The organism is Bosea sp. OAE506 (assembly GCF_040546595.1).
Taxonomy (GTDB): Bacteria; Pseudomonadota; Alphaproteobacteria; order Rhizobiales; family Beijerinckiaceae; genus Allobosea.
Genome location: NZ_JBEPOB010000001.1, coordinates 2,663,587 through 2,676,444 on the forward strand (window position 1 = coordinate 2,663,587; position 12,858 = coordinate 2,676,444).

A 12,858-nucleotide genomic window follows, 5' to 3' on the forward strand; every position below is an offset into this window, starting at 1 on the left:
GTGGACAGGGGCGGGGGCCTTTGCTACATCGCCGGCCTGCCTGACGCGGCCAACCCGCGGAACGGCTTACGCTTCGTGGCGTATGGGTGATTAGCTCAGTTGGTAGAGCAGCTGACTCTTAATCAGCGGGTCGTAGGTTCGAGCCCTACATCACCCACCACGAACCCTTCTTCCCGACATCGTCGCTAGATCCAGGCAGGCCTGAAGGCGTGCCTCGCGCAGTGCTGCGCCGCGTTGTCGCGGCGTAGGTCCGCGGCGATCGCGCCTTGCGCAGCCTCCTGCCAAAAATCCCGGCACCCGGCCTTTTGGATAAGGGTCCCGAGCGCTTGTGCGCTGCATGGCCTTCCTATAACCGAAACGCGGACGGGGCCTGCTTGCAGAACAAGGCGCCGCACGGGAATTGGGAGCACCGATGTGAAGGGACTACTCCAGCTCAGCCGTGTGATCGACACGATCAACGAGCAGATCGGCAAGAAAATCGCCTGGCTGATCCTCCTCGCGGTGATCGTCGCGACCGTGAACGCCATCATCCGCAAGGTCTTCAACGTCTCGTCGAATGCCTGGCTCGAGCTGCAGTGGATGCTGTTCGGCGCCGTGTTCCTGATGTGCGCGGCCTGGACGCTGAAGGTGAAGGAGCACATCCGCATCGACATCGTGAACAGCCTGCTGCCCAAGAGCGTGCAGCGCTGGATCGACCTGATCGGCCACACCCTGTTCCTGATGCCATTCTGCATTCTGATGATCTATCATTCCTGGCCGTTCTTCACCCGCTCCTACGCCATCAACGAGCAGTCCCTCTCGGCCGGCGGCCTGCCGCAATGGCCGGCCAAGGGGCTCGTCATCATCGGCTTCATCATGCTGGCGATCCAGGGCGTCTCCGAAATCATCAAGCAGATCGCGATCATGCGCGGCCATCTCGAAGACGACGAGACGCTGCGCGGGCATGCGGCGGCGGCGGAAGCCGAGGCTCATCGCCTGCTCGAACAGGCCAAGCAGCAGGGGGTGGCTTCGTGAGCAACCCGAACGATCGCCGGATCTCCACCATGACCGTCTCCCGTTTCTCCCGCGCCGCCGGCCTGCTGCTGGCGCTGTCGCTCGTCGCCTTCCTCGGCCTCCACACCGGCGACGCCCATGCTGCCGGCCTCGGCGACTTCCTGCGCGTCAACATGGCGCCGGTGATGTTCGCCGCGCTCGTCGTCTTCCTGCTGCTGGGCTATCCGGTGGCCTTCGCGCTGGCCGCCAACGGCCTGCTCTTCGCGATCGTCGGCATCGAGCTCGGCCTGTTCCAGGAGAACTTCCTGCAGGCCATGCCGGAGCGCATCTACGGCACGATGAACAACGACGTGCTGCTGGCGATCCCGTTCTTCACTTTCATGGGCCTCATCCTCGAGCGCTCGGGCATGGCCGAAGACCTGCTCGACACGATTGGCCAGCTCTTCGGCCCCGTGCGCGGCGGCCTCGCCTATGCGGTCATCTTCGTCGGCGCGCTGCTGGCGGCGACGACCGGCGTCGTGGCGGCCTCGGTCATCTCGATGGGCCTGATCTCGCTGCCGATCATGCTGCGCTACGGCTATGACCGGCGTCTCGCCTCGGGCGTGATCGCGGCATCCGGCACGCTGGCGCAGATCATCCCGCCCTCGCTCGTCCTGATCGTGCTCGCCGACCAGCTCGGCCGCTCGGTGGGCGACATGTATGAGGGCGCCTTCATCCCCGGCCTCGTGCTTTCGGCGATGTATGCCGGCTACGTCTTCCTCGTGACGATGGTCTATCCGAACCGCGCGCCGGGCCTGCCGCCGGAGGCGCAGACGCTGCGCGACGCGGACGGCGAGACCCGTCGGCGCTCGCTGCTGGTGATCACGATCATCGCCTTCGGCGCCGCCTATGCGATCATGAAGATGTTCACGAAGGTCCAGGCGGGCGCTGACTTCGTCATCCTGACCATGTCGATCGCCGTCGGCATCGCCTTCGTCATCGCCATCGTCAACAAGCTGCTCGGGCTGAACCTGCTCTCGCGCATGGCCGAGCAGGTGATCTTCGTGATGGTGCCGCCGCTGGCGCTGATCTTCCTGGTGCTGGGCACGATCTTCATTGGCGTCGCGACGCCGACCGAAGGTGGCGCCATGGGCGCGGCCGGCGCGATCCTGCTCGCCTATGGCAAGAAGCGCATGACCTTCGACCTGCTGAAGCAGGCGACGGAATCGACGGCCAAGCTTTCGGCCTTCGTGCTCTTCATCCTGGTCGGTGCGCGCGTCTTCTCGCTGACCTTCTACGGCGTGAACGGCCATCTCTGGGTCGAGCATCTGCTGGTCGGCCTGCCGGGCGGCGCGACGGGCTTCCTGATCGTCGTCAACGTGATGGTGTTCCTGCTGGCGTTCTTCCTCGACTTCTTCGAGCTCGCCTTCATCATCGTTCCGCTGCTCGGGCCGGCCGCCGACAAGCTCGGCATCGACCTGATCTGGTTCGGCGTCATCCTCGGCGTGAACATGCAGACCTCGTTCATGCATCCGCCCTTCGGCTTCGCGCTGTTCTTCCTGAGGTCGGTGGCGCCGAAGGACCGCTATCGCGACAAGGTCACCGGCAACATGATGGAGCCGGTCACCACGGGCCAGATCTACTGGGGGGCGGTGCCCTTCGTGGTGATCCAGTGCATCATGGTGGCGCTGGTGGTGACCTTCCCGCAGATGGTGATGCACTACAAAGCATCGGCGGTGCAGCTCGACCAGAAGGCGATCGACAAGCAGTTCGACTCGATCCAGATCCCGGGGCTGGGCGGTCCGGGCGGCTTGCCAGGGCTCGATCTGAACGCGCCGCCTTCCTTCAAGTAGCGGCGCAGACCCGACCCGTTTGAAGCGACGCCGGCGCAAGCCGGCGTCGTTTTCATTTCTGGGTTACGCGGGTGGCAGCCGAACCTAGCCGGCGATGATGCGTTGGTCCCGCGAAGCAAGGAGCGACGCATGACCGATTTTATTCAGGCACAGGCCGATCCGGGCAGCACGCCCACCATTCCGACGCCGCCGCCCGAGGCGCCGCCGCTGACCCCGAACGAGGTGCCACCGGCGCCGCCGGTCGAAATGCCGCCGGACGAGGCGCCGCAGGGCATCCCGACGGAACCGCCTCAGGAGCTGCCGCCAGATGCGCCGCCCGAGGCGCCGCCGGCGACGCCCTTCGATATGCCGCCCGACCGTGAGCCGCGGCAGCCGATGGAATAGGGGTTCAGACCGGCGGAGCCTCTCCGGAGCCGATGTCCCAATAGAGGCCCGCCATCAGGCCCAGGGCCTCGCGCGCGATCTCGACGGGCAGGTGCTCGTCGGGGGCATGCTGCGAGCAGCCGGGGTAGGAATGGGGCACCCAGATCGTCTTCAGCCCGAGGATTTCGGCGAAGATGTCGTTGGGCAGCGAGCCGCCGAGATTGGGCAGCAGCGCAGGCTTCTTGTTGGTGCTGCGCGCGATCGAGGCAATGGTGAACCGCACCCAGTCGTCCTCGGGGTCCAGCCGCGTCGCGCCGAAGCGCTCTGCGCCGGGCATGACGATCTCGACCATCGAGAAGCCGTGACGGTCGAGATGGCGGCGCAGCGCCGGCACGACGTCCGTGGGATCGATGCCGACGACGAAGCGCAGGGCGCAGCGCGCCCAGGCGCTCGGCGGCACGGCGTTGACCGGCGTTTCCGGCACGCCCGACTTCATCGCCAGCACGTCGAACGAGCACCAGCCGAAGACCTGCTCGGCCGGCGACAGATCCGGCTCGCCCCAGCCGGGGTCTATGGTCGGGCCATCGGGGCCGCCGTCGACGACGCAGTCTGACACCGCCTCGCGCACCGCGTGCGGCAGCTCCTTCGGGACCCATTCATGGATGCGGATCTGGCCGGTCGGGGAGGTGATCGAGGCGATGGCGTGGGCGAGCTGGATCGCCGGGTCGGAGAGAATGCCGCCCCAGTTGCCGGAATGATGGCCGCCGTCGCGGGCCACGATCGAGAGATCGAAGGTGATGACGCCGCGCGCGCCGAGGAAGACGGTGGGGCGCTCGGCATTGAGCCGCGGCCCGTCGGAGGCCACCAGCACGTCCGCCTTGAACAGCTGCGCCTCGTCGGCACAGAGCTCGCGCAGGCCAGGCGAACCAGATTCCTCGCCCATCTCGATCAGGTATTTGGCGTTGAAGCCGAGCTTGCCGCGCGATTCAAGGACGGCGCGCAAGGCATTGATGTTGACGACATGCTGGCCCTTGTTGTCGACGACGCCGCGGCCGTACCAGCGGCCGTCCCGCTCGGTCAGCGTCCAGGGCGAGAGGCCCTCGCTCCACTGCGCGTCGAGCCCGCGAATGACGTCGCCATGGCCGTAGCCGAAGATCGTCGGCAGGCTCTCATCCTCGATGCGCTGGGCGAAGAGGAAGGGGCCCTTGGCCTTGGGATGGTGCAGGATCCGGCACTCGAACCCCAGCCCCTCGAAGAGCGGGCGCATCTCGCGCTCGAGATATTCCGTGAGGACCGGCGCCCGGTCCGGATTCTGGCTTTCGGTCGGTATCGCGATGAGGCGGCCGAGGTCGCTCTTGAAGGCGCCGGTGTCGAAATAGTCTTGCGCATGCGCGATGGCTTGGGCGCGGGTCATGGAAGCTCGCTGTCTGTAAGGCCGCTGGATGAGGCGGTCCCGTTGCCGGGGCCGCGACGCGTTGATACTGCCATGCCCATGCAAGAATCGGCCACCGGCGATGGCGCGCGACGGCTGTGCGCCCGATGACGGACGCAGAGCGGCCCATGGTGCCCCATGACCATCAGCGTATCGCCTGTGCGGCGATCCTCGCGGCGCGTGTGTCGGGCGCGCCCGGTTTCCTGCTCGGCGACCTCACGGGCCTCGGCAAGACGCTCTCGGCCTGGCTCGCGCTCTCGGCCATGCCCGAGGACGAGATCCTGGTGATCTGCCCCAAGGGGGCAATCCCGCAATGGCGGCGCACCATGGCGCTATCGGGCCTGCCGCCGAAGCGCGTCACGCTGATGAATTTCGAGAAGACCAAGTCGCTGCTGGCGCCGCCGCCGGATTCGAAGAAGCGCTCGGTGCGGGCGAAGAACAACGAGCTGGCCAAGCTCGGCGTGCCCAAACGCATCTGGCCGCTGGTCGTGATCGACGAGGCGCATCGCATCCGCAACCCCAACTCGCAGCAGGGGCTGGTCTGCCGGCAGATGGCGGCCGCTGCCTCCTTCACGATCTATATGAGCGCGACCGCCGGCCAGTCGCCGCACGAACTCTCCTATCTCGGGCCGCTGCTGGCGCGCGCGGCCGACATGCCGAGCGCGGATCTCGATGGTTTCCGCCAGCTGATGAAGCGGCTGAAAATGGGCAGGGCGAGGGGCCGCTGGAAGAACTGGAGCTGGGCGCCCAACGAGGCCGACCGCGCGCGGATGGCCGGTCTGCTCTATCGCGGCCCGCGGGCCATCGGCTTGCGGCGCCGTCCGGAGGAGATCGCCGGCTGGCCGGAGGTGCAGCGCGAGCTCGCCCCGGTCGCGCTGGATGCAGCCGCGCGCAAGCTCTACGAGGCGACCTGGCGCGAGTTCCGCCGGGAGCTCGGCTTGGCCGGTGGCTCGACCCGCAAGCCGCAGGGCTGGGCGGCCGATCTGCGCTTCCGCCAGAAGGCGAGCCTGCTGCGCATCCCCGGCACGGTAGATTTCTGCGACGACCTGCTCGGCAATGATGAGCAGGTCGCGGTCTCCGTCGCCTTCCTTGAGACCAGCGCGATGCTGGCCGATGCGCTGCGCGGGCGCGGCTGGCGTGTCGGCGAGATCAATGGCGAGCGCAGCGGCCTGCAGAACGAAGAAACACGGCTGTCCTTCCAGACCGGGCAGCTCGACGCCGTGATCTTCACCGTCACGGAGTCGATCTCGCTGCATCGCGGGGAGATGCCGGGCGGCGAGCGCGAACGTTCGCTGGTGATCCACGACATGCGCCACAGCGCGATCCAGCTCCAGCAGATCGAGGGGCGCTGCCACCGCGACGGCCAGCACGCGACGATCTTCTACGCCTATGCCGAGGATACGGTGGAGGAAGCGGTGGCGGGCACGGTGATCGCGCGCATGGCGGCGATGGAAGGGCTGGCGGGCGACGATACCCGCATGCTCGAGGCGATCGCCGGCATCGTCGAGAGCCGGGCCGCCTGAGGGCGGCGGTCCTCAGCTCTCCGAGCGCGGCGGGCCGAGATCCGCGAGGCGGCGCTTCACGCGGTCGTCGTCCAGCAGCGTGCCGGCATCGCCATCGAGCCTATGGCGCCAGTTCGGCTTTTCGGTCGTGGTACCCGGCACGTTCGGCTGCGTGCGGATGCCGAGCGCATCCTCGATCGGCAGCAGCTTCAGCGTGCTGGGTGTGCGGGCGACGAAACGGATCGCGGCATCGACGACGGGGTCGGTGTCCTCCGGTGCGGGCCGGTCGCCCTCGGCGACGCCGGCCTCCTGGAAGGCGCCCCAGAGCAGGCCCCGGTCCCAGGCGCGGATGCCCTCATGGTCGACGCCGTCCTCTGCCGGTTCCAGATCGCTCCCGGCCCACCAGCCCGCGGTGGGGACGAGGTCATGTGTCGTCGTCAGGGCGACGGCGCCTGCGTCCCAATGCTCGGGCGCGATATAGGAGTGGTCGGTCCGCTCGAAGCGCAGCACGCGCAAGCCCGCCACACCCTGCCGGCGCAGATCGTCGCGGAAGCCGTCGGGGAGGGTGCCGAGATCCTCGCCGATGACGATGGCGCCATGGCGCCAGGATTCGAGCGCGACGAGCCGGAACAGCGTCTCGGAGGGGAAGGCGACATAGGCGCCGTCCAGCGCGGATGCGCCCTCCGGCACCAGCCAGAGCCGGCTGAGCCCCATGACATGGTCGATGCGGATGCCGCCGACATGGCGCAGGCTCGCCCGCAGGGTCTCGATGAAGGGCGCAAAGCCGCTCGCCGCCAGCCCCCGGGGCGAGAAGGTGGTCAGGCCCCAGCTCTGCCCCTCGGCGGCATAGTAGTCGGGAGGGGCGCCGACGCTGAGCCCTCCGAGCACCTCATGCTGGCGGCTCCAGGCATGGCTGCCCGACGCGTCCATGCCGATGGCGAGATCGGCGATCAGGCCGACCTTCATGCCGGCCTCACGGCAGACGCTCTGGGCGGCACCATAGGAGGAGGCGGTGAGCCATTGCAGGAAGATCTGGTAGTCGACTTCGGTTGCGTGCTCGGCCGCAAAGGCCGCGACCGCCGGCCCGTCCGGATCGCGGAAGGGCGCATCCCAGCTGCGCCAGCTCCAGGCGTTGCGGTTCTGGCGCAGCTGGGCGGCGTGCAGCACCTCGAAGACGGCGTGGGAGCGCAGCAGCGGCGAAGCTTCCGCCAGCGCCCGCTCCAGCCCGGCTCGGGCCGGGCCGCCGCTGCCATCGGCGGCGCGCAACGCCTCAAACAAGGCGCGCAGCAGCCGCTGGCGCAGTTCCGTCGCGGCCAGCCAGTCGATCTGGCGCAGCGTCGCGAGCCGGTCCATCTCCGCCCCCAGGCCCTCGCGCGCGATCACCTCGCGGAGCAGCGTCTCGGGCAGCACGGCGGCGGGATCCGCGTGGAGCGGGTTGTAGAAGAGGCGGGTCGAGGGTGAATAGGGGCTGAAATGCTCCGGCGAGGCGCCATAGAGCGCATGGACCGGGCTGATCGCCAGCGCATCGGCCCCACGCGCGGCAGCCCTTTTCCCCAGCGCCGCGACACCGGCGAAGTTGCCAATTCCGCCATCCTCCGGCGAGCGCAGGGAATAGATCTGGGCGGCGAGACCGAAGCCGGCTTGTCCGCCGTTCAGATCGGCGAAGGTGATGCAGCGTTCGGGGGCCGTCGCGATGATGAAATCGCCCTCGTCGCGATGGACCGTGTGATAGCCGGGCCGGTCGAAGGCCGGCAGAGTCAGCGAGCCGTCATAGCCTTCCTCGGAGCGTACGGTGCGGCGGGTGCCGCCATCGAGCGTCAGTTCCACCGGGCTCCCCGCTTGGGCGGCGATCGGCAGCACGACGGTCTGCCCGGTACGGGCCGTGGTGAAGCGGGACTGGGCGGACAGGTTCGCCCCAGCCTCGACGGTGGCGAGCGACTGCCGCAGATCGGCGTCTGTGCCGGCCGGCAGGCCGAGCGCCTGCAGGATGAAGCGCAGGCTCTGGGCCGAGACCTCGCGCTCCGCTCCGTTCTGCTCGGTCCAGCGCGGCGCGATACCGGCCTTGACGGCAAGCTGGCGGAGAATGTCGTCGCTCATGCGGGGCTCCGCTTGTAGGTTCGTTCAGGTCAGGGTGGCGGCAGGGCTGCGACAGCTCATGATCCGTCACCCGGAGGGGGGATGAGGGTTGGCGTGGCCTGTGGGTCATGTTCCAGGACGAGCAGGCCGAGCGGCGGCAGCGTCAGCGACAGGCTCTGCGCACTGCCATGGTCTGCGACGGCTTGAGTCGCCACTGCACCGCCATTGCCGAGGCCGGAGCCGCCATAGATGTTTGCATCGCTGTTCAGTCGCTCCCGCCAAAGTCCGGCCTGGGGCACGCCGATGCGATAGCCGTGCCGGGGCACCGGGGTCATGTTGGCGACGGCCAAAACCTCGGCAGCGCCGGGACCGCTGGCGCGGCTGAAGGCAAATACGGCGTTGGTACTGTCGTCGGCGACGATCCAGGCGAAGCCCTCGGGCCTGTGGTCGAGCCGATGCAGGGCCGGTGTCGCGCGATAGAGCGCGTTGAGATCCCGCACCAGCGTCGAGGCGCCCTGACGGCGCTCGTCGAAAGGGTGCGGCCAGGGGAAGGGGGCGTCGACGGACCATTCGTCTTCGGCACCGAACTCGCAGCCCATGAAGAGCAGCTTCTTGCCGGGATGGGTCCACATCATCGCGAGATAGAGCCGCAAATTGGCGAAGCGCTGCCAGTCGTCGCCGGGCATGCGCGAGATCAGCGAGCCCTTCCCATGCACGACCTCGTCATGGGAGATCGGCAGCACGAAGTTCTCTGAGAAGGCGTAAACGAGGCCGAAAGTGACGTCGTCGCCGTGATGGCTGCGATGGATGGGATCGTGCGCGATATAGCGCAGCGTGTCGTGCATCCAGCCCATGTTCCATTTGAAGTGAAAGCCGAGCCCGCCATGGTGGACCGGACGCGTCACGCCCGGCCAGGCGGTCGATTCCTCGGCGATGGTGACGGCGCCGCGCCCGCGCGCGCCGACCAGCGTGTTGAGTTCCTGGAAGAAGCCGACCGCCTCTAGATTCTCGCGGCCGCCGAGATGGTTGGGCACCCATTCGCCCGGCTTGCGGCTGTAATCGCGGTAGAGCATCGAGGCGACCGCATCGACGCGCAGGCCATCGAGATGGAAGGTCTCGATCCAGAACAAGGCGGAGGCGATCAGGAAGCCACGGACCTCGCTGCGCCCGACATTGTAGATCAGCGTGTTCCAGTCGATGTGGAAGCCCTGGCGCGGGTCCTCATGTTCGTAGAGCGCCGTGCCGTCGAAGCGGGCGAGCCCATGCTCGTCGGAGGGAAAATGGGCCGGGACCCAGTCGAGGATCACGCCGATGCCGGCGGCATGGCAGCGATCGACGAAACGGGCGAAGGCCTCGGGCGGGCCCAGCCGCGCGGTCGGCGCGAAGAGCGCCAGAGGCTGGTAGCCCCAGGAGCCGCCGAAGGGGTGCTCGGTGATCGGCATCAGCTCGACATGGCTGAAGCCCATATGCTGAAGATAGGGGATCAGGCGGTCGCTCGCCTCGTCCCAGGAGCCCATCTGGCCCCATTCGGTGCGAAGCCAAGAGCCGACATGGACTTCGTAGATGCTCATCGGCGCCGTCAACGGGTCGGCGCGCTCACGGGCGTCCAGCCAGTCCGAATCGGTCCAGGCGAAGGCCGGCGCTTGCGCGACGACGGAGCCGGTGCGAGGCGGCAGCTCGGTGCAGCGCGCCAGCGGGTCCGCCTTCCAGGGCAGGGCCTCGCCCGTGCCGGACACCAGCGCATATTTGTAGACCGCGCCGGCCTGGATGCCGGGAATAAACAGCTCCCAGATGCCCGCGCGGCGGCGCATCGGGTGGCGGGTCGCGCTCCAGCCATTGAACTCGCCCACGACCGCGACATGGGCGGCATTCGGCGCCCAGACGGCGAAGAGAACGCCAGCGACGCCGTCGATCTCGCGCAGATTGGCACCGAGCCGCGTCGCCAGGTCGAAATGGCGACCCTCGGCGGCGAGATGGAGATCGTCCTCGGAGAGCAGAAGGCCAAAGCTGTAGGGGTCTGCCGTCTCGGTGATGCCGCCCGGCCAGGCGGTGCGAATGCGATAGGGAGCACCCTGAGGCAACGCCGCCTCGAACAGGCCGTCCCCCTGTCCGACCATCGGCAGCGCGCGGCGTTGCCCGTTCTCGTCGACGATCAACTCGACATAGTTTGCACCCGGCAGGAAGGCCCGAACCAGATCGACCTCTTCAAGACGGTGCCGTCCGAGGATGGCGAACGGATCGGGATGGCGCCCCTCTCTGAGCTGTTCGATGTCGCGCGCCGGAAGGCTGGGCAGTCTGGGCGGCATCGGGCGCGTCATCCGGTCGGGCTCCATCGCAAAAGCGACTCCACCCGCGGCGGGGAATCGTCGATGATGCAACGCAGCGAAGCCCGCCCGCGTTCCGCGCTACCGCCTGCATTCTCCGGCGATTCCCGCCGCCCTCCAAGGGGCAGGGAACCATCGGCAGCCGGCATGGTTGTCGCACTGCAATGCTGGCATTTCAGAGGGAGGATGCCGAATGAGCCGGGAGCAGACCGTCCGCGACGTGGCCTACGCCATCTGGGAGGCGGAAGGCAAACCGCAGGGCCGCGACGCCCAGCACTGGCGGATGGCGGAGGAGCGGGTCGCCGCAGGCACGGGCAAGGATGCCAGCGCCAAGGATGCGGGGACCAAAGCCAAGGCTACCGCGAAAAGCCCGGCCAAGGGCCCGGCGAAGAGCCCTTCGCCGTCCGCAGCGCCCGCCAAGGGCAAGGCAGCCCCTGCCAAGGCGACCGAGACCGCGCCGGCGAAGGCGAAGCCCGCCACGTCGAAGAAGTAGGATTGCGCCACGACCCTTCCAAGCCGGCCGTCTGCGGACGCGCCGGCTTTTGTCGTTTGTCGGCAGCCAAGCCGTTGCAGACGTGATGACGTGCCTGACAGCAACCCGGCGCGATCGACCGTTGCGCTCATTCGTTTAGAGCTTTCGCGGGTATAGACCGCCGCAAAAGCAGTTGACGATTGGAAGGTTGGAAGTGTTCGCCCGGAGGCCTTCAGCTTGCCAGCGCCCGCGCATAGACGTCGGCGTAGCGGTCCGTCGGGCGGCTCCAGTCGAAGCGCTTGGCCATGGCGTGCTGGCGCATCTGCAGGAAGGCCGCCTTGGAGCGAAAGGCGTCGAAGGCCCGCGTGACGGCCGAAGCCAGGCCCGCGCCGGTCAGCGAGGAAAACAGGAAGCCGGAGCGCCCGTCCTCGATCGTGTCCACCAACCCGCCGGTGCGGTAGGCGATGGGCAGGGCGCCGGAGCGCTGCGCATACATCTGGCTCAGGCCGCAGGGCTCGAACCGCGAGGGCATCAGCAGGAAGTCGCTGGCGGCGAAGATCCGCCGCGCTTCGGCATCGTCGAAACCGATGCGCGCCGCCACCGCCTGCGGATGCCGGCGGGCAAGGCGCTCGATGGCGTCCTCGAGGCGCGGCTCTCCGCGGCCCGTCACCACGAGCTGGCCGCCATTGCCGATGATGGTCTCGGCGGCCTCGATCGAGAGGTCGATCCCCTTTTGGTGGACGAGGCGCGAGATGATCGAGAACAGCGGCCCGCGCGAGGGCGGCAGCTCGAAGCTCTTGCGGATGTCGGCGGCGCTGCGGCGCTTCCACTGGCGGATGCCGCGTGTCGCCTCGGCAGCGGGGGAAGCCCAGCTGTCGTCGATGCCGTTGACGATGCCGGTCAGCCGCCCCTCATCCATGCGCAAACGGAGCAGGCCGTCCAGCCCGCAGCCATGCTCGGCGGTCGTGATCTCGCGCGCGTAAGTCTCGCTCACCGTGGTGACGTGCGAGCTGTAGAAGATGCCGCCCTTCAGGAAGGAAATCTTGCCGTGAAACTCGGCCCCGTTGACCGAGAAGGCGAGGTCCGGAATGCCCAGCGCCGCCATGCGGCTGGGCTGGTAGAGCCCCTGATAGGCGAGATTGTGGATGGTCAGAATCGAGGGCGTGGCGAGGCCCTTCCAGCGCATGTAGCCGGGTGCCAGGGCCGAGGGCCAATCGTTGACATGGACGACGTCGGGCTTCCAGTTCGGGTCGGCCTCGCCGGCTGCGATTTCGGCCGCCGCCAGCGAGAGGCGGGCGAAGCGGATGTCGTTGTCGAGGAAGTCGCCGCCGGAATAGGGGCCGTAGGGCGAGCCCTCGCGGTCATAGAGCTCGTCGCAGAGCACGGCGTAGATCGTCAGCCCGTCGGCCGTGCGGAAGCGGCCGAGCGACCAGGGCGGCAGCCCGGCCGTGCGCGGCATCTCACGGACGATATCCATCACCGGGCTGGCGGAGCGGACCTGGCGGAATCCGGGGAGCAGGACGCGGACGTCGCAGAGGGTGCGCAGCTGCCGGGGCAGAGCCGTCGAGACCTCGCCGAGGCCGCCGGCCTTGATGAAATCGCCCATCTCTGAGGTGACGAAGAGCAGCCGCGTCGTGCTGGGCAGTTTGGCGCCCGGTTCGGGAACGCCATCCTTGACCGCCTGCGCATAGTTCAGCGCGTGACCCGAAGTCGAGGGGCCACCTTCGGTCCCGGGTTCCTTCAGCGTCTCGGCCATTCCGCATTCCCCAGGCAGCTGTGATCCCCAACTCGTTCGGCGGTGCGATGTTCCCGGTGCACTGCAAAAATTTCATGCAATTTCGGGGCCGGCGTTCGGAACCGTGCG

General features: G+C 68.0%; 9 protein-coding genes and 1 tRNA gene. 6 read left to right on the forward strand and 4 right to left on the reverse strand.

Features of this window, described 5'->3' with window-relative positions:
* The first annotated feature begins 84 nt into the window (after nt 1-84).
* The 4 genes from ABIE41_RS13015 to ABIE41_RS13030 all read left to right on the forward strand — a co-directional run bounded on the left by ABIE41_RS13015 (nt 85) and on the right by ABIE41_RS13030 (nt 3,209).
* Nucleotides 85-160 (forward strand) — tRNA-Lys (locus ABIE41_RS13015).
* A 254-nt stretch (nt 161-414) separates the two neighbouring features.
* Complete coding sequence (locus ABIE41_RS13020) at nt 415-1,014, forward strand: TRAP transporter small permease subunit (RefSeq protein ID WP_192640829.1); 600 nt, start codon at nt 415-417, stop codon at nt 1,012-1,014.
* 152 nt (nt 1,015-1,166) lie between these two features.
* Nucleotides 1,167-2,825, forward strand: a complete 1,659-nt coding sequence (locus ABIE41_RS13025) for a TRAP transporter large permease (protein WP_192642755.1) — start codon at nt 1,167-1,169, stop codon at nt 2,823-2,825.
* Between the two features lie 129 nt (nt 2,826-2,954).
* Nucleotides 2,955-3,209, forward strand: coding sequence for a hypothetical protein (locus ABIE41_RS13030; RefSeq protein ID WP_192640830.1), 255 nt, complete (start codon nt 2,955-2,957; stop codon nt 3,207-3,209).
* 4 nt (nt 3,210-3,213) lie between these two features.
* Here the strand turns inward: ABIE41_RS13030 and ABIE41_RS13035 are convergent, their stop codons facing one another.
* Nucleotides 3,214-4,602 (reverse strand): M20 family metallopeptidase, encoded by a 1,389-nt coding sequence (locus tag ABIE41_RS13035; protein ID WP_192640831.1) that lies wholly within the window; start codon nt 4,600-4,602, stop codon nt 3,214-3,216.
* Between the two features lie 146 nt (nt 4,603-4,748).
* On the opposite strand from ABIE41_RS13035, the gene ABIE41_RS13040 reads away from it, so the two are divergent.
* On the forward strand, nt 4,749-6,143 hold the full coding sequence (locus ABIE41_RS13040; RefSeq protein ID WP_354192167.1) for an SNF2-related protein: 1,395 nt from the start codon (nt 4,749-4,751) through the stop codon (nt 6,141-6,143).
* Nucleotides 6,144-6,155: 12 nt separating this feature from the next.
* Here the strand turns inward: ABIE41_RS13040 and malQ are convergent, their stop codons facing one another.
* Nucleotides 6,156-8,219 carry a 4-alpha-glucanotransferase gene (malQ, locus tag ABIE41_RS13045; protein WP_192640833.1) on the reverse strand — a complete coding sequence of 688 codons (2,064 nt, stop codon included), beginning with the start codon at nt 8,217-8,219 and terminating at the stop codon, nt 6,156-6,158.
* Between the two features lie 56 nt (nt 8,220-8,275).
* Nucleotides 8,276-10,504: a 1,4-alpha-glucan branching protein GlgB gene (gene glgB, locus ABIE41_RS13050; protein WP_192640834.1), complete on the reverse strand. Its 2,229-nt coding sequence runs from the start codon at nt 10,502-10,504 to the stop codon at nt 8,276-8,278.
* A 211-nt stretch (nt 10,505-10,715) separates the two neighbouring features.
* Here glgB and ABIE41_RS13055 point away from each other — a divergent pair, with 211 nt between their 5' ends.
* Complete coding sequence (locus ABIE41_RS13055) at nt 10,716-11,015, forward strand: DUF2934 domain-containing protein (RefSeq protein WP_192640835.1); 300 nt, start codon at nt 10,716-10,718, stop codon at nt 11,013-11,015.
* A gap of 211 nt (nt 11,016-11,226) precedes the next feature.
* Here ABIE41_RS13055 and glgA read toward each other — a convergent pair whose 3' ends face one another.
* A complete protein-coding gene (gene glgA, locus ABIE41_RS13060; RefSeq protein WP_192640836.1) occupies nt 11,227-12,750 on the reverse strand; it encodes a glycogen synthase GlgA in 1,524 nt (507 codons plus the stop codon).
* Nucleotides 12,751-12,858 lie beyond the last annotated feature (108 nt).

Excerpts from the sequence above, each read along its gene's own strand:
- ABIE41_RS13025 (WP_192642755.1), top strand. The coding sequence starts at position 1,167 with ATGGCGCCGGTGATGTTCGCCGCGCTCGTCGTCTTCCTGCTGCTGGGC.
- ABIE41_RS13030 (WP_192640830.1), top strand. The coding sequence starts at position 2,955 with ATGACCGATTTTATTCAGGCACAGGCCGATCCGGGCAGCACGCCCACC.
- ABIE41_RS13035 (WP_192640831.1), bottom strand. The coding sequence starts at position 4,602 with ATGACCCGCGCCCAAGCCATCGCGCATGCGCAAGACTATTTCGACACC.
- ABIE41_RS13040 (WP_354192167.1), top strand. The coding sequence starts at position 4,749 with ATGGTGCCCCATGACCATCAGCGTATCGCCTGTGCGGCGATCCTCGCG.
- malQ (WP_192640833.1), bottom strand. The coding sequence starts at position 8,219 with ATGAGCGACGACATTCTCCGCCAGCTTGCCGTCAAGGCCGGTATCGCG.
- glgB (WP_192640834.1), bottom strand. The coding sequence starts at position 10,504 with ATGCCGCCCAGACTGCCCAGCCTTCCGGCGCGCGACATCGAACAGCTC.
- ABIE41_RS13055 (WP_192640835.1), top strand. The coding sequence starts at position 10,716 with ATGAGCCGGGAGCAGACCGTCCGCGACGTGGCCTACGCCATCTGGGAG.
- glgA (WP_192640836.1), bottom strand. The coding sequence starts at position 12,750 with ATGGCCGAGACGCTGAAGGAACCCGGGACCGAAGGTGGCCCCTCGACT.